This window comes from Psychrobacter sp. KCTC 72983, assembly GCF_014280455.1.
GTDB classification, from domain to species: Bacteria; Pseudomonadota; Gammaproteobacteria; order Pseudomonadales; family Moraxellaceae; genus Psychrobacter; species Psychrobacter pacificensis.
Genome location: NZ_CP060390.1, coordinates 1,663,301 through 1,685,420 on the forward strand (window position 1 = coordinate 1,663,301; position 22,120 = coordinate 1,685,420).

17 protein-coding genes and 1 riboswitch are annotated in these 22,120 nt (G+C 43.8%); of the genes, 7 read left to right on the forward strand and 10 right to left on the reverse strand.

Annotation, left to right across the window (positions count from 1 at the left end):
* Nucleotides 1-77 precede the first annotated feature (77 nt).
* Nucleotides 78-2,033, forward strand: a complete 1,956-nt coding sequence (locus PSBA01_RS07100) for an AAA family ATPase (RefSeq protein ID WP_186473618.1) — start codon at nucleotides 78-80, stop codon at nucleotides 2,031-2,033.
* Nucleotides 2,034-2,123: 90 nt separating this feature from the next.
* Here PSBA01_RS07100 and PSBA01_RS07105 read toward each other — a convergent pair whose 3' ends face one another.
* On the reverse strand, nucleotides 2,124-3,020 hold the full coding sequence (locus PSBA01_RS07105; protein WP_186473620.1) for an ABC transporter substrate-binding protein: 897 nt from the start codon (nucleotides 3,018-3,020) through the stop codon (nucleotides 2,124-2,126).
* Nucleotides 3,021-3,171: 151 nt separating this feature from the next.
* Nucleotides 3,172-3,289: riboswitch (TPP riboswitch) on the reverse strand.
* A gap of 559 nt (nucleotides 3,290-3,848) precedes the next feature.
* Between PSBA01_RS07105 and PSBA01_RS07110 the strand changes: the two genes are divergently transcribed.
* Both PSBA01_RS07110 and PSBA01_RS07115 read left to right on the forward strand, forming a co-directional pair.
* Nucleotides 3,849-4,274 carry a YbaN family protein gene (locus PSBA01_RS07110; protein ID WP_071002960.1) on the forward strand — a complete coding sequence of 142 codons (426 nt, stop codon included), beginning with the start codon at nucleotides 3,849-3,851 and terminating at the stop codon, nucleotides 4,272-4,274.
* 233 nt (nucleotides 4,275-4,507) lie between these two features.
* Entirely contained in the window at nucleotides 4,508-4,717 is a 210-nt protein-coding gene (locus PSBA01_RS07115; RefSeq protein WP_025644841.1) for a cold-shock protein, read from the forward strand.
* 187 nt (nucleotides 4,718-4,904) lie between these two features.
* Here the strand turns inward: PSBA01_RS07115 and PSBA01_RS07120 are convergent, their stop codons facing one another.
* On the reverse strand, nucleotides 4,905-6,029 hold the full coding sequence (locus PSBA01_RS07120; RefSeq protein WP_071002961.1) for a YeiH family protein: 1,125 nt from the start codon (nucleotides 6,027-6,029) through the stop codon (nucleotides 4,905-4,907).
* Nucleotides 6,030-6,251: 222 nt separating this feature from the next.
* On the opposite strand from PSBA01_RS07120, the gene PSBA01_RS07125 reads away from it, so the two are divergent.
* Nucleotides 6,252-7,187, forward strand: a complete 936-nt coding sequence (locus tag PSBA01_RS07125) for a LysR substrate-binding domain-containing protein (RefSeq protein ID WP_186473622.1) — start codon at nucleotides 6,252-6,254, stop codon at nucleotides 7,185-7,187.
* 99 nt (nucleotides 7,188-7,286) lie between these two features.
* Here PSBA01_RS07125 and PSBA01_RS07130 read toward each other — a convergent pair whose 3' ends face one another.
* Nucleotides 7,287-7,748 carry a universal stress protein gene (locus tag PSBA01_RS07130; RefSeq protein ID WP_186473624.1) on the reverse strand — a complete coding sequence of 154 codons (462 nt, stop codon included), beginning with the start codon at nucleotides 7,746-7,748 and terminating at the stop codon, nucleotides 7,287-7,289.
* A gap of 158 nt (nucleotides 7,749-7,906) precedes the next feature.
* Nucleotides 7,907-8,347, reverse strand: a complete 441-nt coding sequence (locus PSBA01_RS07135; protein WP_228724676.1) for a universal stress protein — start codon at nucleotides 8,345-8,347, stop codon at nucleotides 7,907-7,909.
* Between the two features lie 519 nt (nucleotides 8,348-8,866).
* Between PSBA01_RS07135 and PSBA01_RS07140 the strand changes: the two genes are divergently transcribed.
* The gene (locus PSBA01_RS07140) at nucleotides 8,867-11,947 is read left to right on the forward strand and encodes an insulinase family protein (protein WP_186473626.1); all 3,081 of its coding nucleotides are present in this window, start codon (nucleotides 8,867-8,869) and stop codon (nucleotides 11,945-11,947) included.
* A gap of 67 nt (nucleotides 11,948-12,014) precedes the next feature.
* On the opposite strand, the gene PSBA01_RS07145 is transcribed toward PSBA01_RS07140, so the two are convergent.
* The 3 genes from PSBA01_RS07145 to PSBA01_RS07155 all read right to left on the reverse strand — a co-directional run bounded on the left by PSBA01_RS07145 (nucleotide 12,015) and on the right by PSBA01_RS07155 (nucleotide 14,937).
* The gene (locus PSBA01_RS07145) at nucleotides 12,015-12,578 is read right to left on the reverse strand and encodes an NUDIX hydrolase (protein ID WP_058025448.1); all 564 of its coding nucleotides are present in this window, start codon (nucleotides 12,576-12,578) and stop codon (nucleotides 12,015-12,017) included.
* A 267-nt stretch (nucleotides 12,579-12,845) separates the two neighbouring features.
* Nucleotides 12,846-14,129 (reverse strand): AGE family epimerase/isomerase, encoded by a 1,284-nt coding sequence (locus tag PSBA01_RS07150; RefSeq protein WP_228724532.1) that lies wholly within the window; start codon nucleotides 14,127-14,129, stop codon nucleotides 12,846-12,848.
* Nucleotides 14,122-14,937: an SDR family oxidoreductase gene (locus tag PSBA01_RS07155; protein WP_093069274.1), complete on the reverse strand. Its 816-nt coding sequence runs from the start codon at nucleotides 14,935-14,937 to the stop codon at nucleotides 14,122-14,124. Before PSBA01_RS07155 ends, PSBA01_RS07150 begins: the two co-directional genes overlap by 8 nt.
* Nucleotides 14,938-15,702: 765 nt before the next feature.
* Here PSBA01_RS07155 and PSBA01_RS07160 point away from each other — a divergent pair.
* Nucleotides 15,703-16,437: an NUDIX hydrolase gene (locus tag PSBA01_RS07160; RefSeq protein ID WP_071002967.1), complete on the forward strand. Its 735-nt coding sequence runs from the start codon at nucleotides 15,703-15,705 to the stop codon at nucleotides 16,435-16,437.
* Nucleotides 16,438-16,447: 10 nt separating this feature from the next.
* On the opposite strand, the gene PSBA01_RS07165 is transcribed toward PSBA01_RS07160, so the two are convergent.
* The gene (locus tag PSBA01_RS07165; RefSeq protein WP_058025451.1) at nucleotides 16,448-17,800 is read right to left on the reverse strand and encodes an oxygenase MpaB family protein; all 1,353 of its coding nucleotides are present in this window, start codon (nucleotides 17,798-17,800) and stop codon (nucleotides 16,448-16,450) included.
* A 377-nt stretch (nucleotides 17,801-18,177) separates the two neighbouring features.
* The gene (nhaA, locus tag PSBA01_RS07170; protein WP_058025452.1) at nucleotides 18,178-19,380 is read right to left on the reverse strand and encodes a Na+/H+ antiporter NhaA; all 1,203 of its coding nucleotides are present in this window, start codon (nucleotides 19,378-19,380) and stop codon (nucleotides 18,178-18,180) included.
* A 499-nt stretch (nucleotides 19,381-19,879) separates the two neighbouring features.
* Here nhaA and PSBA01_RS07175 point away from each other — a divergent pair, with 499 nt between their 5' ends.
* A complete protein-coding gene (locus tag PSBA01_RS07175) occupies nucleotides 19,880-20,635 on the forward strand; it encodes a TSUP family transporter (protein WP_186473628.1) in 756 nt (251 codons plus the stop codon).
* 91 nt (nucleotides 20,636-20,726) lie between these two features.
* On the opposite strand, the gene PSBA01_RS07180 is transcribed toward PSBA01_RS07175, so the two are convergent.
* On the reverse strand, nucleotides 20,727-22,103 hold the full coding sequence (locus PSBA01_RS07180; protein ID WP_058025454.1) for a dicarboxylate/amino acid:cation symporter: 1,377 nt from the start codon (nucleotides 22,101-22,103) through the stop codon (nucleotides 20,727-20,729).
* Between the last annotated feature and the right edge of the window lie 17 nt (nucleotides 22,104-22,120).

A 22,120-nucleotide genomic window follows, 5' to 3' on the forward strand; every position in this document is an offset into this window, starting at 1 on the left:
ATATATTTTTGAAATTATAGGAATAAGTTTTTTAGAAAGACGTCTTGGCTTTAGATATCTATGTATAAGGGCAGTTTATGATCATCGGGGTTATCTTACGTTACTATAAGACATATCAAGGAAGAAACTATATACCATTGACTGATAATGATCAGTTCTGCGGTTTGGTAGGTAATAATGGTATTGGTAAAAGCTCTATACTTGAAGCACTTGATGCTTGTTTTAATGATAAGCCATGGAACTTCAATACGGTGACTAAGAAAAGTGGATTAAGGTCTACCAACCCAGAAGTCGTGCCTATATTTCTTTTGAAGAAAGTTGATATACCTGATGAGTATCAAGATTTAGCTAGATCACTTGATAATACTGTCCGTAACCTATCAACTGATAATCTAACTCCAAAACCTCAAATAGACTTCTATAATCACTTACAATCTATATTTAACAATACTAATAATGATTTGGATAGCTATTACTTTCTACCTATTGGACTTCACTACAAAGGAGGTGTGAGCTTAAGTTTCTTTAATAATAGGAAGTTAGTTGAATATTTTTATAATGAAAAGCTTCACAAAGAGGATGTTGTACTCCCTCCTAATATACCGCCTAAGAAGAAACTTGAAGAAGAACTAGAGAATTTTACAAATTTATGGAGTTTTATTAAAGATAAGTTTGATTATATTTATATTCCTCGTGAAATTGATCCAGAGTCATTTACAAAAATTGAGACTAAAGAAATTCAGGTTTTAATGGGAGAGTCATTAGAAAATATATTATCTCAAAGAGTTACTAAAAAGCAGATAACAGATATAAATAAAAGCCTAAATGATTTTTTAGATGAGATATCACAAGAGTTAGATGGTTACTCTTATCGAACAATTACTGATAGACAGCAAAACCTAAGAAGATCAGATGTGAATAATTTAATTATTCAAGCATTTTTTAGCATAAGAAAATTACACAAAGAAAAAAATGCTAACTGGTTAGATATCAATTCTTTGAGCTCAGGAGAAAAGCAAAAAGCTATAATTAACATAGCTTATAAGCTATTGATAAATCATAGAGCTAGTGGAGATAACTTAATTATAGGTATTGATGAGCCAGAATCTTCACTGCACATATCTGCTTGCTACGATCAGTTTAGCACATTGTATGAAATGAGTAGAGAATGTATGCAAATAATTTTCTCAACACATTGGTATGGTTTTTTGCCTACAGTCGAAAGCGGTAGTGCAACTTTCATAAATAGAAGTGAAGATGCACATCATTTTGACCAAGTTAATTTAGCAAACTATCGAGAACAAGTTAAGCATATGAGCAGTAGTTCTAAAACAGTTATGCCATTTGATGTAAGACTCAAAAGTTTAAATGACTTTGTCCAGTCAGTAATTTCTAGTACAACATCCGATGAACCATATAATTGGTTAATATGTGAGGGTAGTTCTGAGAAAGTATATTTATCTGAGTATTTTAAAGATTTGGTTGTTAATCATAAGCTACGTATCGTACCAGTGGGTGGCGCAGGTGAGATTAAAAGGCTTTATAAGTATTTATCTGCTTCATATGACGACTATAAGAGAGAAATGGTAGGAAAAATATATCTACTATCTGATACTGACAGTCAGCTAGTACAGTACGAAGTTACGAATAAGAGTAATCTCTTATGTAATAGGATGCTTAGTAGGAGTAACTATGTTACCGACTTAGTCAATATTAATTCTAGTCATGTTTCGCCATCAACTACTATAGAAGATGTATTAAATGGAAAGGCGTTTGTTGAAACACTAGTAACTTTTAGAGATGATTATCCAGAACATTTAGGATTTCTAGATAACCATAGTATGGATGATGTGAAAGAAGTATGTTCACGGTCTGCGTTAGACCTTAAAGCTAGCGAGAATATTAAACTACTCAACTTCTTCAAACAAGAAGGAGTGAAGTATGAGTTTTCAAAAAGGTATATAAATATTATAGATGATAGTTATGAAGTACCTGATTGGATTACTAAGATCGGTCAGTATTTCGAGTCCTGATTGGGATTAATATTTCTAATCATTAATAGAATAAAAAACCGCCATAGTAAACACGATGGCGGTTTTTTATTACTCAAACTATTTTAACGCTTATAGTGCCCACAGCGATTGATACTGCTCATCCGTCAACGTCACGATATCGATCTCGGCCAGCATCTCACGCAGTTCTTGCCACTTATTGGCATCAGGCTTGATTGGCGTGATCAATCTGCCCAACGTATTATCAATGATGCTGTCCATCAGCGTATCGGCTTCGGTCTTACTATAGTTGTAATACATATGGTGGGCAGTCTCTGGATCATTTTTACACAGCTCCGTCATCTGGTTGGTCACTTGGATAAAGGTATCTATCGCGTCTTTTTTCGCGCTATAGATCTCATCAGTCGTCAGAATCTCTAACGCCGAAAAATTCGGATAAGGTGACAGATGCTGATCGATAAACGTAAAGTCTAGCCCTTCATGCGTCGCCTCAACCCCTTCAAAGTTATAAAAGCATAGCCATGCACCATCGAGACTTGGGTCTTCTTGCAAGTTTTTTATATGGTAGAAGTCTTTTTGTACAAAGGTCACATTGTCACGGCTGATAGTGAAGCCATTTTTTTTGGCATAGCGCGCTAATATCTCAAAGCCAATACGATTGGTTTTTTCTTCAGCAGCAGGGGTGCAAATGCGAATCGGTTGATTGTTTTTGAGCTTATCCATACTGGACTGCTGCATCAATATGCCGCCATCGGTCTCAAAAAAACAGCCAAGCGCACGCAGATTCGGCGCGTAATGCTCAAACAGATGAATCGGCTCATTCACATGCAGATCGATACTTTGGTTTTGCAATTCAGCAAAGCCATCATAGTGGTCATCAGGCTCGATAATAGTGATATCTAGCCCTGCCTGCTCATATGCGCCTGTGGTCATACCCGCGATAAAAGGTAGGTGATCAGGGTTTAAGAACCATTCGAGGGTAAGGGTCAATTTGGTGGTCGGCTGCATGGTTGTTTCCTTATTAATGATAGAAAACAATCAGACTGATGCTGTTTACATAAAACAAAAAAGGCAAAACAAGAAAGGCAAAATCTCAACATGTAAGGCGCTATCAGATCAGCGCGTCAGGTAGAGATTTCTCTTATTTATAGACTGCTTAGGGTCTGTCATGCTTGTTTCCTACGTCAGTGCTAACTGCTTCAGGTTCACGGGTGTGTCTCAGCGATGGTTTTAACAATCGTTACAAGGTTAAAAGCAAAGCACCCCGACAAGGTTAAGTGGTGCTGCATTATTTTTGATCAGTACTGCTAATGGCTATTATCGATAGCTACTGCATCATCATATAGTGAAACCATTATAAAAATGGTATAGCAAGATTAAACGCTATTTTTCGCAGCCTCTGGAGACGCAGTCACAGCAAGCAAGAAAAGTAGCATTTAATCGAGCGCGTTTCCTATGCTGCATCAATTTTATTGAGGTTCTACTATAGACGACTTGTAAGCGGCGATGCAAGCGTACAAGGAATGACAATGAAAGGTGATGACTGACGCTCGTTAACCGCCCTTTATAACAGTTCACATTTGTGTTGGCTTTTTATAAGCGCTTTCAATCTTATAAGCGCTTGCAATCGACGTGTTAATAGAAGAGCGCAGTATTTGTCATTGGTACTTACCCAATCACTAACCAACGATACTGATCGATAGCAAAAAGCTTGTATAAATGGGCTTGTACAATTTTTGGTGATATTGCATGCTTGGTTATTCATACAAGTAGCTATGTAAATACTTTTGATGGCTACCAAAATCATTCACCGCACCGTCCATCGACATCACTTATATGACCCATAATAAAAAAGCGTTTTATCATAGGCCTAAGACCAACCAATCTAGAAGTCCAATGATACGCTGGACCTTTGTGACGCTTGGCTGGGTGTTTTTTGTCTTAGGGATTATCGGTATTTTATTGCCTGTGATGCCGACTGCGCCTTTTATACTACTTGCAGCAGGCTGCTGGGCGCGTAGCTCTAAGCGCTTTCATTTTTGGCTGATCAATCACAAATACTTCGGCAAATACGTCCGTGATTGGGAAGAAAATCATGCAGTACCGCTCTATGCTAAGTGGCTTGCGACCATCATGATGGCGATATCGACTGCCATGTTGTTTTATCGTCTGCCCGCTGATATGACATGGGCGGCATGGCTGGTAGCACTGGTCTGTAGCGGGGTTGCCGTCTATTTGTTTCGTCTGCCAAATGCCAAATAAAGTCGCCAATATAGGGCAATAGTTAAGTCCAGTTACATAAAACCTGAGATAAGGCTTGCGATACTAGGATGTTCCCCCTATAATACATCCAAGCTTAAGAGCAGTTCTGCACCAAATCATTACCTCGTAGTATTAGTTATAATCCTTCGTTTTAATATTTATCGTTCAGTAGCTATTTGCAAGCGTTATCGGTCTATTAGACCACAAATAAATTAAATATCAGGGTTATGACTATGTCAGACGTTCAAAAAGGTACAGTTAAGTGGTTCAACGAAGCTAAAGGTTTTGGTTTCATCGCTCCAGAAAACGGCGCAGACGTTTTCGCTCATTACAGCGAAATCTCAGGCTCAGGTTTCAAAACTTTGGCTGAAGGCCAAGAAGTTGAGTTCACTGTAACTCAAGGCCAAAAAGGCCCACAAGCACATAACATCGTTGCTATCTAATTTGTCTTTATAGACAGATAGATAAAAAGATGTAAAAAAGCGAACCTTAGGGTTCGTTTTTTTTTTCGTCTGTGATTTGGTATTAAATGAAACGACAGATATAAAAATGCCTCCGACTATATGGATAGTTAGAGGCATTTTTGTACTGGGTACTGAGGTAAGTCAATAAGCATGAGCAATTGACTTATTATATAAAGCTAATACCGATATTGATCAGACCACCGCCCAATATCAACCAGCCAAACATCACCGCACCCAATACCAGAGGTTTGACGCCAGCTTGCTTGATCGCGCTTAGATGCGTGGTTAGACCTAGCGCAAACATCGCCATCGTAAGCAGTACGTCATCTAGTCTCACCATACTACGCTCAATGCTTGCAGACATTGGCACCCAAGTATGTAATAAGACGATACCGATAAAAATAAACGCAAACCATGGCACTTTGACTTGCTTGACGCGGCTCATAAATGATGCTGTCTCGCTTTTACTACCTTCATGTTCTATAGCGGCATTATCTACGGAGCGATCTTTGGTTAGCGCAAATGAGAGCACAAGTAAGAAAGGTGCGAGCATCATCACCCGTATCATTTTGGTCACGACAGCAGTGTCGCCAATCTCAGTATTGATGGCATTGCCTGCGACCACGACTTGCGCCACTTCATGTACGGTTGAGCCCGTGTACATGCCGTACTGCTGGGCACTAAGCCAAGGCTGCAACCAACCAAGCTGATAGAGAAAAGGATAGAGCAGCATGGACATGGTGCCAAAGACCACGACCGTCGCCACAGCAATAGTCACTTTATGTGCTTGAGCTTTGACCACTGGCTCTGCAGCAATGACAGCCGCCGCCCCGCAGATACTCGCGCCTGAGCCGATGAGTATAACGGTTTCTTTATCGACTTTTAGCCATCTGGTGCCGATCCAATAGGTCAGTATAAAGGTTGACGTCAGGACGAGAGCATCGGTCATAATCGCTGGCATACCAACGCTCGCCACTTGCGTCATGGTCAGCTTGAACCCATAAAACATGATCGCAAGTCGTAAAATTTGACCTTTTGCAAAAGCGACTCCACTACCTAAGCGTTCAGCAAAATTTGGATAGACGGTGTTGCCCAAGACCATACCCAGCAAAATCGCGAGCGTTAAAGAGGATAAGCCAACGATACGTCCGTTCGACCACGCATCCAAACGCGTATCTAACCATAGACAGAATGCACTACCGATCAGTACCACAGCCAAACCAGCCAAGTGGCGTTGGCTTGGAATGTAGTTACTCACTGAACGACTGACTGATTTGGCTAGTGTATGCATAAGAGGCATATCCTATTACTGATATTAAAATAAGCATAAGCTTATGAGTAGACAGTATAAGCTGACTATATTTATAATAAAAACAGATTAATAAGATATAAACTATCGATATTTTAGGTTAGTGTTTACGGTAGAAATAGATATACCGCGCATGAGTAGCAAAAAAAGACATGTATAGCGAATAAGACAGGCTAAAAAATGACATAAGGCATCATCAATAACATGAAAAAATCTGTACAGACATTGCCAAAGATTACACTTAAGCAGCTCGCTGTTTTTGTCAGTATTTACCAGACAGGTAGCACCAGCCGTGCCAGTGAAGAGATGCATTTATCACAGTCGGCGGTCAGCAGTGCGCTGACAGAGCTTGAGTCTAGATTACAGATGCCATTGTTTGAGCGCGTCGGTCGCAGGCTTAATCAGCATCCCAATGCCCATCCTATTTATATACAGGCACAGGCTATCTTGGGTCAATCGCTCACGCTTGAACATTATCACCAATATCAAGCGGGGCAGATACATATCGGGGCGAGTACCACGATTGGCAATTACGTGCTGCCATCATTGCTTGGTAAGTTATATGAGGCGCTACCAGATGCCAATGTCGATATGTATATTGCCAATACTCAGGAGGTGGTGAGTGAGGTTGAGCAGCTCAATATCGATATTGCTTTAGTAGAAGGGATGCCGCGTCCGATAGACATGAAAGCCATTGAGCAGCGCGAATGGCGAACGGATACGCTGATGATATTTGCCAAACGTGATAGTAAATGGTTAAAGAACGTCGCTATCTATAGCCAAGATAAGGGCTGCTATCAGCTGACTATTAATCAGCTAGCACAGTTGCCGCTACTCGTACGTGAGGCAGGGTCGGGCACACGGCAGATTATCGATGAGCAGTTGCTAAAGTATCTACCCAATGCAGAAGTGGTAAAGGCCATACACCAATCAGAAGCCATCAAACATATGGTGAGTGCAGATATTGGTCTTGGCTGCCTATCGCAGCATGTGATTGAGACAGAATTGGCAACAGGTGAGCTGGTGCAAGTAAGCGTTGCAGGAATCGATCTATCGCGGACATGGTGGCTGGTCTGGCACAAAGCCCGTCATCAAAGCCCCATTTGGCAGACGTTTATAGATATTATCCAACAAGATTAACTGAGATAATGTCAAAATGTGAGGAGTAAAAAAGCGCCGTATTAATCATGATAGGGCGCTTTTTGTTAACTGATAATTCCATATAGCCAAAGCAAATTGCTACGTCGAAACCGGTTTGTCGAGTCTTACGACCAAGCTGTCGCATGGGACGTTGGGCAGGATATTGTCCGCCGTAGCACCGCTGACCCACGCGGCGATGCCTGTGCGTTTGTGCCGACCAATTACCAACAGATCGACGTCGTGTTTATGACAGTAGCTGACAATACCTTCACTGCTAGAGATAGCGGTAGTGACTTCTGACGTTGCCGCATTGAGCTGGTTGCGTTCAAGGAATTGTGCCAGTTTTGCCCGTGCTTCTTGGCAGCGTTCGTCATCAATCTCATCATAAAGACTTGACGCAGGTACCAGCTCATAGCCGAAGCCCACCATGGTATCTTTGACAATATGCAGCACAGACAACTTAGAACCGGGACGGTTTTCAACGATGCGCTTGGCCTTTTGCGCGACGATATCCGCATCAGAGAGTAAGTCGGTGACCAGTAAAATATGTTCGTAACTCATAACGTCTTCCTCATGTCAGATAGTATTTACTATAGCACTACTATAGAGCGCTGTTAAGTAATGCTTGTCTATCTTTGTGACATAGATTTTGATATGGAACAACACCCGAGTGCAATGCTAACAAATAACAGGTTAACTCGAATGATGAGCCGGCCCCCTTATTCTGATACTGGCTCATCAAGCTTGACGACTAGGCTGTTGCAAGGGATGTTTGGCAAGATACTATCGGCTGTTGCACCGACTAACCAAGCCGCAATACCATGTCGTTCATGACGCCCAATAATGAGTAAGTCGACCTTTTTTTCATGACAGTAGTCAACAATACCTTTACTGTTAGAAATGGCAGCTGTCACCTCAGAGTTGACTGCTTCTAGCTCGTTACGTGCCAAAAACTTCGCCAGCTTAGCACGCGCTTTTTGCCATTTTTCATTATGGACATCGCCTGATAGGCTAGAGGAAGGTACTAATTCATACCCAAAGCGCACCATATCGTCTTCCACAATATGCAGGACTGACAGTCTGGCCTTAGGAGAGCCTGCGAGTATACGTTTGGTTTTTAGAGCAACCTTGTCTGCATCGGATAATAAGTCAGTAACCAGTAAAACGTGTTAGTAGCTCATGAGGTGCTCCTATTGGTAGCGAACTTCATGGTATAGTCGAACCACTATTAAAGTGTTACAGCGTTAGATTCGTTTAGCCTACTACTGTAGTACTTGCACTCGTCTGCCTTGTACCACTTTTAATATTGATTGACTATAGCAGTGCAAACGGTCTCTGTTAAGCGATATGACCATCATTTGAATGTGGCTTTTGTTGGAATTATTTTGGGCTGTTTGAAAGAGTGGCGAGCACTTCACGATATATTATTGCCCATGTGCTGACTTGACTTATCAACGATCAAACCCCACTAATAGCGCTAAGCCAATATAGTCACTATAAATACCTGCATAATTGAGTTCAGAAGCCAGTATTGGGTTTTAGCATTCAGTTTTTTCAGAAATTGTAAGTCAAAATGTTTTAATAGCCATTTTTACGACTGATAGTTCAATAATTTTTACCACTCTATTTACCCTGATAGTCAGGGCACACGATACGCATTGTAAGCGATAAGGATAACTATGACTGATACCCCATTTACTGCTGATCTCACGTTGCATCCAGCATTTGAGCTGATTGAGCATCGCCATATTGAGGCGCTATCGATGGATGTGCTGATCAGTCAGCATGTGAAGACAGGCGCGATGCACTATCATTTAGCGCACCCAAGCGATGAAAATGCGTTTTTAGTGGGTTTTCGTACTCAGCCGATGGACTCAAAAGGCGAGGCGCATATTTTGGAGCACGTCGCATTGTGTGGCTCTAAGAAATTCCCAGTACGTGACCCGTTCTTTTCAATGATCAAGCGCTCATTAAACACGTTTATGAATGCGATGACTGCAGCAGATTGGACGGCGTATCCGTATGCCACGCAAAACAAAAATGACTACTTTAACTTGCTCTCTGTCTACCTTGATGCCTCGTTTTTCCCCAATATTCACCCGCTTGATTTTGCGCAAGAGGGCATCCGCGTGGAGCTGGACGAAAACGACAAGCCGCAGTTTAAAGGGATTGTTTTTAACGAGATGAAAGGGGCCATGAGCGGCGAGATTGATCAGCTCTATCATACAGTTGCGCATCACCTATTCCCAACGACCACCTATCACTACAACTCAGGTGGCGATCCTGCCCAGATTCCTGACTTGACGCATACTGAGCTGACAGCCTTTCATGAGAGTCATTATCACCCCTCAAACAGTGTCATCATGAGCTTTGGTAATATTCCTGTTGCCGAGACACAGGCCAAAATACATGAAGATGCCTTGATTCAGTTTGAAGCGGGTAAAAAGCATGTCTCGCGTCCAGAGCAGCGTTTGTCTGCGCCCATCAGTGCAGTCGATACGTATACGGCTGATGAGGCAGGTCCCGATCAGACCCATCACGTGGTCGCTTGGTTGCTGCCAGCGATTACCAATCCTAAGCAGCGTTTGGCATTACGTTTGCTCGAAGGCGTGCTGGTTGAGCACTCAGGCTCGCCATTGCGTGCCTATCTTGACAGTCACCCGCTAGGTAAAGCGCCAAGTCCACTATTGGGGCTCGATGACAGCCATTATGAAATGGTCTTTTATACAGGTCTGCGCGGCTCTAACCCAGAGTATGCCGAGGCGGTAGAGCAGGGCATCATTGATCTGCTGACTGAGGTGGCAAGCGCGCCAGTCGATGATGAAACCATCGAAACCATCTTGCACCAGATTGAAATTGATCAGCGCCATATCGGTGGCGATAGCATCCCTTATGGTCTGAACCTGATGCTAGAAGGCTTTAGTACGGCCATTCATGATGGTAATCCTATCGACGTGTGGGAAGTAGATGAGCATCTACAGTGGCTACGCGAGCAAGTCGTCGATCCGCAGTGGCTACCGAACTTAATCAAAACGCATCTGCTGGATAATCCGCACCGTGTACGCGTGACCATGACGCCAGATAGCGAAAAATCAGCGCGCCTTGCTGCAGCAGAGCAAGTGCGTCTAGATACCATTGAGATGGATCTGACTGCTGATGACAAAGACATCTTGCACAAGCAAGCATTAGATCTGGCCGCACGCCAAGCAGCGCCAGATGATTTGAGCTTACTGCCAAAGGTAGGTCTAGAAGACGTACCAACAGACATTAGCTTTAAAGAAGGCACCCAAAAGCAGGTGCGTCTGAGCGGGCAAGATAGTACGCTATTTGAATATGAAGCGGGCACCAATGGTATCTATTACTATCAGGTGATCGTACCGCTCACTGAAGCCATTGGCAATCAGGACACCAGCAGTTTGCCTGTGAACGAGGTGATCAATCATCCATTGCTACCGATTTATTTAAGCCTACTATCAGAGCTGGGTACTGACTCGATGAGTGCTCATGAGATGCAGGCCAAGCAAGCCGCGCATTCTTCGGGTGTGACCGCGCGTATCAGCCAGCGTACCCACGTGGATGATAGTCAATCGATTAGCAGCTATTTTGTCGTGGCAACGCGCGCGCTCAACCGCAAACCTGAAGCGATTGATTTGCTCAAAGAAGTAATGGAACACAGCATCTTTACTGAGCATGATCGCATCAAAGAAATCTTGCAGCAGCGTCAAGCCAGCTGGCAATCCAATTTGGCAGGTTCTGGTCACTCATATGCAATGCAAACCGCCAGTCGCGGTATGAGTCGTCAAGCGCAGCTAGAATATGTGCGTAGTGGTTTACCAGCACTAAATGCACTAAAAGCGTTCTTGGGACATGCCAGTAGCGATGATACTCAGTGGGATACATTGGCAACGAGTTTGATGGATTTGCATCAACGTTTGATCAGCTTACCTAAGCATGCCGTTATTATCTGTGAAGCCGAGCAAACGGAACGCTTGAGTGGCCTCATCGTCGATAGCTGGACAGAGAGCAAAGCAGTCACATCTGCTGAAAAAGCAGACAATACTGAAGCAAATATCCCTAGCGAATTTGCAAATCTGCATCTAGATACTGCGTTAAATGGTGAGACTAATGCAGTCAAGGCATTAGAGAGTGGCGACGATGTTAAAAACAATGTGCTCGATGTTGCAGATTTAGCGTGGTTAGTGCCAACCAACGTTTATCATAATGCCAGTGCTTATACGGTACCAGCGGCTGACCATCCTGATACTGCCGCACTCATGGTGTTAGCGCCTTACCTACGTAATGGCTATCTGCACAGCGCCATTCGTGAACGCGGCGGTGCCTATGGCGGCGGTGCTGGCTATGACGCCAATGCTTGCGCCTTTAAGTTCTTTAGTTACCGCGATCCGCAGTGCGCTGAAACCTTTGAGCATTTTGAGGCCAGTATTGAGTGGATCTTAAACGAGCGACAAAACGATGAGCAATTAGAAGAGGCGATTTTAGGTATTATCTCCGGTATGGATAAGCCAGGCTCTCCTGCAGGGGAGGCGATCAAAGCGTGCTTCGCCAACTTGCATCATCGCGGTGCTGATTGGCAGCGCAAAATGCGTGCTGCGATCTTGGCAGTGACCATTGATGATTTACAGCGTGTTGCCAAGCAATATCTGCAAGGTCAAAAGCATGTGCGTGCCGTATTAGCGCCTTATAATAAAGAAGAGACAGTCAAAGGACTGGGCTTTGAGGTTTGTAAAATAAAGAGCTAAGGTAGCAAAATCTATCACCAAGAAAAAGCCAAGCGTCATGCTTGGCTTTTTTGTATGTAGTATTTGCTTAGTACCGTTTGATACTCAAATCTTTGCCGATTTTGTCTTGATGGATCGGGAATTCTGACAACTCGTTATACTGCTTACGATCAGAAAAATAGTTTTTTAAGGTAAGGCGAATGGCCTCAAAGGCGAGCGTATCCCATGGAATATCTTCTTCACTAAATAGCGCACAATCAAGGCTTTCTGAGCCAATACCGTACGCACCATCTTTTAGATCGGCGAGATAAATAGAGTAGATCTGCCCAATATCTGGTAGGTCATAAATGCAGTATAGATGCGGATTCAGTACGATGGCATCAGCTTCTTCGTAGCTCTCGCGTGCGGCGCCTTCAGCCATGGTTTCGCCGTTTTCCATAAAACCTGCAGGTATCGTCCATAGCCCATATTGCGGCTCGATCGCTCGGCGGCACAGTAGGACTCTGTCTTCGTGTACGACTAGCGAACCACAGATAACCTTTGGGTTTTCGTAGTGGATATAGTGACAATTGGGGCACACCAAGCGCGGCATATTATCTGTAGGTGGGATTTTTCGTTCTGCTTTATGACCGCATTGGAGACAATAGCTCATACCAACTACCTTTATTAGTAAATATTGTATGTCCACTTATGTTAAAAGTTTTTTTGCCGTTCTGATGTTTGCTTTTGTATACAGCAGCGATAGTGACAAATACTTTTGAGGATATCCTTTTACTTTTAACGAAAAAGTTATTTTATTTAATTTTTATGATTACAAAGAAAACGCTCTGATAGCGCATTTTAATTGCCATCAAAGCGTTCTTATATTATCGAGTATATCCTACATAGGAATTAGGTCATAAAAATTAGATCATAGCAATTAGGTTTTTATTTTGAGCATTTGTGTGCGTAGTCCACCAGCTACCGACGCAGAGATAGGAATCAATGGCGTCAACGTGGCTTGAAAGTCATGATAAAGATCTTCGCGCGTCGGATATATGACCGTACTTAAGTTGCCATCTGCATCTACCTCATGACGCCAGCCGCCGTGCTCAAGATCAATCAAAGTACTGGCAATATAATCCCAAGCTAAGCGGTAGTAATATTCAAAGCGCGGATCACCCGTACGGCGCGATAGCATTAGTGCGGTATTAGCCATCTCCGCCTGTACCCAGTAAGGACGGTTTGGTATTGAAATCTCATCATCCCAGCCAATGGTATAAACCATGCCGGGCTGACCGTCAGGTGCCCAGCCACGATTGATAGCGCTATCAAATAATGCGATGGCATCAGGTAGCAGCCAATCAGGCACCTCATAATCACGTGCCGTACAAGCAGACTCAACCTTGAGCAGCAGTCCTGCCCATTCTGCAAAGTGACCAGGTGTGAGTCCCCAAGGACGCAGGTCATCAGAAGGCTCATTCGCATCGTAGTCGGGCAACAGATTCCACTCACTATCAAAATGTTCAGGTAGGCGACCATCGTAAGTACTAGGCATATCATGACCGAAGCGCTTGGCTAAGTGTAGTGCGCGGTCTAGCCAGCGCGTTTCACCCGTAGCATCTGCCAGTGCTAAGCAGGCTTCGGTCGTATGCATGTTGCAATTGGCGCCGCGATAATCTTCGGGATCAGACCAATCAGCGGCAAAAGAAGGCAGCATTGATTGCTCATCTTCTAACCAAAAATGCTGATCAATGATTGTTATTGCAGCCTCCATCAACTCTGTACCGCGCGGGCGACCAGCAATGCTAGCAGACGCGCCAGCAAGCGCGACAAACGCATGCAGATAGGCGTTTTTGCGTGATGGGTTTTCATGAGTTGAGGAAGTATCACTGAACCAACCGCCATGTACCGAGTCGCGCAATGGGCCATCGAGCAACGCATCTAGGCCATGGTCAGCAAGTGTTGCCGTCCCCGGTATACCCATTAGTGCCGCTAGCGCATAGCAATGCACCATCCTCGCAGTGATGATGCTCTTTGCTGTGTCATCTACCATGTTGCCATCGTGACCCAAAGTAGCAAACCCTGATGGCACGCGCGCTTTGGCATAATGATCGAGCAAACGTTGTCCTTCAGCGAGCAACCAACGGCGATGAGTACTGCTATCTGCCCAACAGACAGATAGCAGGTCAGAAGAGTCAGGAGAATCCATGATATCAGCCATTGGTAATCATCCCACCATTGATATGTAGCGTCTGCCCAGTCACGAAGCTACTGTCTTGGCAAGCAAGAAAGACATAGGCAGCACCCATCTCACGTGGCTGACCCATACGCCCCATTGGTGAGGACATTGATTCTAAAATATCTTTATCAAAGTCTTTAAATACCAGTTGAATCTCGCTCACTACAGGACCTGGTGCTACTTGATTAACGCGAATACCGCGACTAAGTAGTTGTTGCGATAACGCGCGGGTGTAGCCAACGATAGCGCCTTTGGTTGCGGTGTACGGCACCAATACATCATTGCCAACGTATGCATTAACTGAGGTGGTATTGATGATGCTATCGCCTTCTTTCATATGCTCAAGGGCGGCGCGGGTTGCATAAAACATTCCTGCCATATTGACATCGAAATGCTGTTGCCAGTCTTTATCACTGACTTCAGACAAATCATGATACGGCTTTTGCATACCAGCGTTATTGACTAGCACATCAATGCCGCCCCATTGTGCCACGACCGCTTCGACTGCCTCTTTGCAACTACTGCTATCTGCCGTATCACCCTGCAGTACCAGCGCGTCTGTGCCTTCTGCTTCAATACCTTTACGCGTCTCATTGGCGCTCTCTTCGTCAGAGTGATAAAGGATGGCAACTTTGGCGCCTTCACGTGCCATATGAAAAGCCACTGCGCGACCGATACCACTGTCTCCGCCAGTGATTAAAACGCGCTTATCAGCCAGTTTTCCTGAGCCTTTATAGTTATCATTGATATATTCAGCAGGTGGCATCATGTTGTCGATTTGGTCTGTCATAATCTGTATCCTTTGTTCTTTTGAGGTATTGTTTATTGTTATTACAGCAATCCTATGACGTTGGCATCAGTATTTTTATAATGCTATTTTAGGATGTACGCCTCATAGTCTTGCTAGCAGCCATCATAATACCCAAATGCATTTTTTGAAATATTACTCGGTTAATGTTTGGTAATTTAAAGCTGCAGTTATGATACTTATTATCATTGATAAGTACCAAGCTAAAAGGATATTGAGAAAATCTTAATTAATAAAACGATCACCGTCTGAGACAGACGGTATGAGATATTGAGTGATTTAGAAAGGTGTAAAGACGCGGCAAAAAAATAGACATTTAGTTGAAAGGCTCACTTGGATAGAGGCTCAGTCTATATAACAAAGCTTATACACAAGCGGTAAGCCGTTTTATATTTATCATAGTGACCACATATATAGTGAAACCATTATAAAAATGGTATAGCAAGATTAAACGCTATTTTTCGCAGCCTCTGGAGACGCAGTCACAGCAAGCAAGAAAAGTAGCGTTTAATCGAGCGCGTTTCCTATGCTGTATCAATTTTATTGAGGTTCTACTGTATGTATAGCAGTCAGCTGATGCATCAATAAATCGCACTTTGTCGAAAATAACGTAAATATGAGATACATCTACAAAAGCGATAATCTGATTAATAAAAAAGGCTGCCATACTAGCGACAGGTTATACTGTTATGCTGGCACCGGTATTTTCATGAGTAATATGAAAATGACCACTCATAGGATTTGATAATGACCGTACCCGAAAATATTGATTTTTTTAATAAGTTTAGCGTCGCTGTCCCAAGCTTTATTCGTCATCCCACACTCAGAAAACTGGCCGAGCGAGTACAACACGAGACATTGAATGCGCTCACGAGTCCAGCGATGTACGAGAGTGGCAACACCTCACAAAGTACGCGTATTTTGGACAGCTTGTATCAGACACCGATTGCCGATGCCTCAATATTGGTGGCAATTACCAATGAGCGTCGACCCAAGCTTTTATTGACGCGCCGAGCCGCTCATATGAACAGCCATGCAGGAGAGGTCTCCTGTGCAGGCGGCAAACATGAGATAGGGGATGGCAACAACGTCGTGACCGCATTACGTGAAGCTTGTGAAGAGACGGCGCTGCCACCTAATAAAGTGCAATTACTGGGACAACTACCGATCCAAACGTCCAAAAGCGGTATGAGTGTACGTCCCATTGTCGCGCTCATCGCCCCAGGTCTGGTATTAGTTCCTGAAGTGGGAGAGATATCGCGTATCTTTTGGGCGGATTTAGAGTCGTTAGTCAACCAGCCAACGGTGGAGTATGCGGTAGAATATAAAATGCAAGAACAAACCGCGACCATATTGACGCCGAGTTGGCAAGTGGATGGTGAGACGGTGTGGGGACTGACAGGGCGCGTCATTGCCAGTTTGCTAGAAACTGGGTTTGATCGTCAGCTAGAATGGTATTACCGCGTAGAAAACAAACGCTGATAGATATCATCTACTTATAATAATCATCGTTCTTTTTAAGCCACCAATTCATATTGTCTTGGCGCTTGGCACGAAATGCTTCTAATTTTTGGGCAACCGTTGCATTGTGCTGCCGTGCAGTATCAAGCGCAAAAAGTATCGGCACTGAAGACAATACGCCAAAGCGTATCTTTGATTTTGGTAAAGCTAAGCCGTCACCAATGTCATCACCGACTAAGGTGCGTGTCACACTGGCATTGACCATCTCCACAAAGCGTCCACGTCGATTGTCTTCGCCCATCAACTGACGCGGTAGATCATGCAAGGCTTTTGCCAGTGGCTGCCCCGTCTTAAAGTCTAGCTGCTGTATTGATAAGTAGGTATACAGCCATTCCCAGCTAGCCGCTTCATCTTTTGGCAGACGCTCTAAATCAACGCCCATCCAGTAGCTGGCAAGATTCCATAAGTGCAAAATACCTTCAGCTTCCTCAGGGCTAATACGAGCGCCGAGCAGGCGTAGGCCACGCATAATTAACAACGAGAACTGTAAATGGGTGGCAATCATGTCAGTTTGGTTAATCGGCACGCCCCAATAATCGGTATTCCAGCTACCATCAGGATTGTGATGTTGCTCGGCGTTTGGTATCACGCCTGTAGCAGCATTGCCTTTACCTTTGAGTAATTTTTGCCGTACCAATGTATGAATCTGACGTACTTTGATGGATTGTCGCCAGCCCTCAGAGCCAATCGCCAATACTTGATCGATAGGTTGAGAGTGATTGCGCATGCCCATATCTGATTGTGGATGCTCAGACACCGCCAAGATATAGGCATAGGTACGCATGAGCCGTGGTAGCGCATCGTGCATCAACGCGCCCGTCTGAATGAGTGGTAGTGATAGGGCTGGGATGCTATAACCTGCCATCAGCGCGACATTACGCAGTAGCCAAATGAGCATCAGTGGATAGCGTCGATAGGCGACCGCACCGATTTGAGCGAGTTTGGGATCGAACCAATCAGGATGACTGCTAAATTGCTCGTTTAGTGCATTAAATGAGGCGTTAGTTGCGAGATCGCTATTTAGGTCTAGACCATCGCCGCCGCTGATAATCTGTTGTAGGGGCTTTGCAAAGCGGATATTGTTAGCGGCCAAATCATCTGTGAGTGGATCGCCAATATCGTAGCCGGCGACTATCTCCTCTAGTAGCGCAGGCGAGATAGCAAAATCTTTTGGCAGTAGATATCGCTTAATCCGCTTTAACACTTGCAAATCACTATGGTCATCGATAGCAGTCGTACGCCCATGACGCAAATACAACGCTGTTGATGGATGCTGCGTCTTATTGGTGGGAATATTTGCAGTATTGCTGATTTTCTTATCCATATGATCAAACACCTTTATGAGTCAGCTATAAAACAACATTCGTATCGTAAGAGCGATCCATAACCATCACTTATAAGCGTTAATTGATGGACTCAATGACTCTCGTTGTCTTTGTATCGTACTGATACGAGATTTTAGGTCATATATTTCATCAGATAAGAACGGTAGTCTTACACGCGCGTCTTTCGCACTAACGATAGGGGAGGCATGATGTATTGGATATTCTCGTCTGCCGACATGACAATTATTGCTAATGCTACAGCGGGTTCATTAACAATAATCAACCTTGGCTGAATACACATTTTTCATTAAAAGGTTTTGCAGATAATAAAAAGCGACTTATAAGCTAATAGGCTCATAAGTCGCTCGTTTTGCTATTAATGAGAGCGAGTCAAATCGACTGATGTGCCGCTGACATTATCTTTCAAGCTCACTTTGAGCATGATGTAACCTGCGATACCAGAAACGATAGAACCCATGATGATACCCAAGCGCTCATCAAACATAGTGGTGTCGCCAGCGAATGCCAAGCCACCGATGAATAAACTCATGGTAAAACCAACACCGCACAATAGCGCTGCGCCGTAGATTTGCTTATAGTTCATACCTTTTGGCATGGTTGAGATACCAAGCTTAAAGATTAACCAGCACATAATCATGACGCCCAACTGCTTACCGATAAACAGACCTGCGGCAATACCTAGTGGTACTGAATGGAATAATTCAGCAAGACCTGCGCCTTCGAGTGAGATACCCGAGTTGGCAAAAGCGAATATTGGCAAAATACCAAAGGCGACGGTGTTATGTAGGTCATGCTCTAGCTCTTCAAGCGGAGAGTGCTCAGGATCAGTGCGGTCAAACATAGGAATAAATAGTGCTAAGACCACACCGGCCAATGTTGCATGGATACCCGATTTGAGCACTGCAATCCACATGATAATACCAATAAGTAGATAAGGCGTGATGCTAGTGACGTTACGACGATTAAGAAGGTACAAGAATGGCAGACATAGTCCAGCCAAAGCTAACGACTCTAGTGACAACTCACTGGTATAAAACAAAGCGATGATTAGAATCGCACCGATATCATCAAAGATAGCAATAGAGACCAAAAAGACTTTTAGAGAGTTGGGTACACGGTTGCCAAGAAGGCTCAAAATACCAAGCGCAAAAGCAATATCTGTTGCCGCAGGAATGGCCCAACCTTTCCAAAACTCAGGCTCATTGTAGTTAAAGAGTAGATAAACAATCGCAGGCATGATCATACCGCCCAGTGCTGCACCAGCTGGTAGGATAATCTGCTTGACGTTAGACAACTCACCAATCAATACTTCACGCTTGAGCTCAAGCCCGACCAAGAAAAAGAAAACGGCCATTAGACCATCATTGATCCAGTGGTGAGCATCTTTGGCAATGGCAAACTCACCAATTTGAATGGCAACTGGTGCGTGAATAAAACCTTCGTACCAAACATTAAGAGGGGAGTTGGCAATGATCATTGCAGCAACGGCAGCCAATGCTAAGACGATACCGCCTGCTGCCTCAAATTCAAAAAATGCCTTAATCCTTCGTATTGCCATATTATCCTCATCTCCTAAGTACAATTTACTAAATAATCTCAAATATCCACGCTATTATTCATGACGATATAGCAAGCAGACAAAAACAGTTTCTCACACTCTTATTAATATAGACAATAAAATACGCTGAAATAACGCCATTAGCCCATTATATCGTCTCAATGATAGTGACATTATAAAGGCGCTGCGATGAGCAAAATAGTTGTAAGTCGTTAAATCTTTTTAACAAACTGTCCGTTATATGAGAGATTTGGAACACTATTGGCTAAATCTAGCAGACTTTGTGACGTTTTTGGCTTTTTTTGCGGTTTTATATCTATAATGATCGACGCATTATGACGTTGTCTCATGTCTTAAGAAGTTTTCAGGGAATTTATCGTCTCATCACTACTATTATCAACAATAGCTATTACCAACGATAGTAGTGTCATTAGTAAGTTTTTAGCCTAGTATCTGAGGCTTTCTTTTCTTTTATCACCACATTTTGTAGGTCAGTATTATGGACTTAACCTTTTCACTAGAGATTATTTTGATGCTTGCGGCTGTCGCAGCATTGGCAGGATTTATTGATGCGATTGCTGGCGGCGGCGGTCTGTTGACCATACCTGCCATGCTACTGGCCAATATCCCGCCAGTGCTCACGCTTGGCACCAATAAGCTACAAGCTGCTTCTGGGGCATTGGCCGCATCCATTACCATGATAAAAAAGGGCGTCGTCAAACCGCAGCGTATTAAAGTGGCTATTATTGCCGCGTTTATCGGTTCAGTCTTGGGTACCATTGCGGTGCAGATGTCACCACCTGATTTGCTCGAAAAACTGATTCCTTTTTTGATTGCCGCTATCGGTATTTATACCTTATTTGCCCCTAGGCTTGGTGAGGTAGAGGCCGCTCCCCGCATATCAGAGGGTAAGTGGCAAAAAGGGGTGGCGCCTTTGATTGGTTTTTATGATGGGTATATTGGACCCGGCACAGGGATGTTTTTTGCGCTGGGTAATGTGGCATTGCGTGGTCGTCAGATTATTGAAGCGACAGGCACCGCAAAAGTGTTGAACCTATCGACCAATATTGGTTCATTGATATTCTTTATCTTGGGTGGCAATGTATTGTGGAAGGTGGGGCTGGCAATGATGGTAGGCCAGACTATCGGTGCGTACTTTGGCTCACATATGGTGATCAAAGGGGGGAGTAAGCTGATTCGTCCGATGATTGTGCTGGTGTGTCTAGCGATGTTGACCAAATATGTGTTTGGCTAAATGAGAGTAACCAAACACGTTATCCAACAAAAAACCTCAGCCAATGTGACTGAGGTTTTTTATTTTATGAACGTCTATCTAGCAGAGATGATTAGTGGCGACGATCAACGTCATCGTACTCACTACCCATGATGCCATCATTCATGACTTTAGAGAACTCACGCTCGTTGTCTTCATCGATATGACCATCGAACACGTCTTTAGCACCAGCGTTAGGATCGTTGTATAGCGCCAGATCCATTTTACCTTCTGATTTTGCTACGATAGCAGTCACTGCCGCATCACCACCAACGTTGACCGCCGTACGCAGCATATCAAGAATACGATCCACACCCAAGATCAGACCGATACCTTCGATAGGCAGACCGACCTGAGCAAATACCATAGACAGCATGATCAAGCCGACCCCAGGGACACCAGCCGTACCGACAGAGGCCAGTACTGACATCAAGATAACGGTTAGATATTCGGTCACGCCCAAATCAATCCCATAAATATTGGCAATAAAGATGGTCGCTGTCCCTTGCATGATGGCTGTACCATCCATGTTGATGGTGGCACCAAAAGGAACGGTAAACGAAGCAACTGAGTTATTCACACCCATACGCTTAGTAACGGTACGCAAGGTAATCGGAATGGTCGCGTTTGAGCTTGACGTACTAAACGCAAAGATTTGTACTTCGCGCATTTTTGCCAAAAAGGTCTTGATAGATAGACCTGAAGAGACTTTTAGCACAATCATCATAGTAACGAAGAAATGGAAGACCAAAGACCCAACCAATACTGCCATATAGCTTAGCAGTGACAAAATTAACTCAAAGCCTAGCTCAGACATCGCCTTGGCTAACAGCGCAAATACACCATAAGGGGCTAGGTTCATAATGATGGTCACCATCTTCAAGATGACTTCATTGATAAGCTCTAGACTTTGAACCAAGCCTTTGGCAGGTTTACCCACCATCAAAATACTGATACCGATTAGAATGGCAAAGAAAATAATCGATAGCATGTCGCCATTTGCCATCGCACTGATGGGATTTGATGGGATAATGTTTGAGAACACATCAAGCAGTGGCGGCGCTGATGCGGCTTCAAACGTGGCTTCAGATTCGATATTCATGCCTTTACCGATACCAAATAGCACACCCAATCCAATCGCCGTTGCAATAGCAAGCGCGGTTGTCATCATATAGATCATAAATGTTTTGGTACCAATACGTCCTAGCAGACGGATATCACCAATGCCACACACACCGCAAATCAGTGAGATAAGTACTAAAGGTACGACCAACATTTTTAGCGAGTTAACAAATAGCTTGCCGATAATAGCAAAGGCACCATTTGTGATGTAAGTATTAACGAAGCTGCCTTCGCCATTCAATCCTGAGTAGTTTAAAAATAGACCCAGTATGATACCGAGCACCATGGCAACGATAATCTTGCCTGTCAGTCCCATATTTTTCCACATATCCATATCCTTTGTGT

What these genes read in the sequence shown, in the direction of transcription:
- PSBA01_RS07100 (WP_186473618.1), top strand. Translation starts at nt 78, where the DNA reads ATGATCATCGGGGTTATCTTACGTTACTATAAGACATATCAAGGAAGA.
- PSBA01_RS07105 (WP_186473620.1), bottom strand. Translation starts at nt 3,020, where the DNA reads ATGCAGCCGACCACCAAATTGACCCTTACCCTCGAATGGTTCTTAAAC.
- PSBA01_RS07110 (WP_071002960.1), top strand. Translation starts at nt 3,849, where the DNA reads ATGACCCATAATAAAAAAGCGTTTTATCATAGGCCTAAGACCAACCAA.
- PSBA01_RS07115 (WP_025644841.1), top strand. Translation starts at nt 4,508, where the DNA reads ATGTCAGACGTTCAAAAAGGTACAGTTAAGTGGTTCAACGAAGCTAAA.
- PSBA01_RS07120 (WP_071002961.1), bottom strand. Translation starts at nt 6,029, where the DNA reads ATGCATACACTAGCCAAATCAGTCAGTCGTTCAGTGAGTAACTACATT.
- PSBA01_RS07125 (WP_186473622.1), top strand. Translation starts at nt 6,252, where the DNA reads ATGAAAAAATCTGTACAGACATTGCCAAAGATTACACTTAAGCAGCTC.
- PSBA01_RS07130 (WP_186473624.1), bottom strand. Translation starts at nt 7,748, where the DNA reads ATGAGTTACGAACATATTTTACTGGTCACCGACTTACTCTCTGATGCG.
- PSBA01_RS07140 (WP_186473626.1), top strand. Translation starts at nt 8,867, where the DNA reads ATGACTGATACCCCATTTACTGCTGATCTCACGTTGCATCCAGCATTT.
- PSBA01_RS07145 (WP_058025448.1), bottom strand. Translation starts at nt 12,578, where the DNA reads ATGAGCTATTGTCTCCAATGCGGTCATAAAGCAGAACGAAAAATCCCA.
- PSBA01_RS07150 (WP_228724532.1), bottom strand. Translation starts at nt 14,129, where the DNA reads ATGGCTGATATCATGGATTCTCCTGACTCTTCTGACCTGCTATCTGTC.
- PSBA01_RS07155 (WP_093069274.1), bottom strand. Translation starts at nt 14,937, where the DNA reads ATGACAGACCAAATCGACAACATGATGCCACCTGCTGAATATATCAAT.
- PSBA01_RS07160 (WP_071002967.1), top strand. Translation starts at nt 15,703, where the DNA reads ATGACCGTACCCGAAAATATTGATTTTTTTAATAAGTTTAGCGTCGCT.
- PSBA01_RS07165 (WP_058025451.1), bottom strand. Translation starts at nt 17,800, where the DNA reads ATGGATAAGAAAATCAGCAATACTGCAAATATTCCCACCAATAAGACG.
- nhaA (WP_058025452.1), bottom strand. Translation starts at nt 19,380, where the DNA reads ATGGCAATACGAAGGATTAAGGCATTTTTTGAATTTGAGGCAGCAGGC.
- PSBA01_RS07175 (WP_186473628.1), top strand. Translation starts at nt 19,880, where the DNA reads ATGGACTTAACCTTTTCACTAGAGATTATTTTGATGCTTGCGGCTGTC.
- PSBA01_RS07180 (WP_058025454.1), bottom strand. Translation starts at nt 22,103, where the DNA reads ATGTGGAAAAATATGGGACTGACAGGCAAGATTATCGTTGCCATGGTG.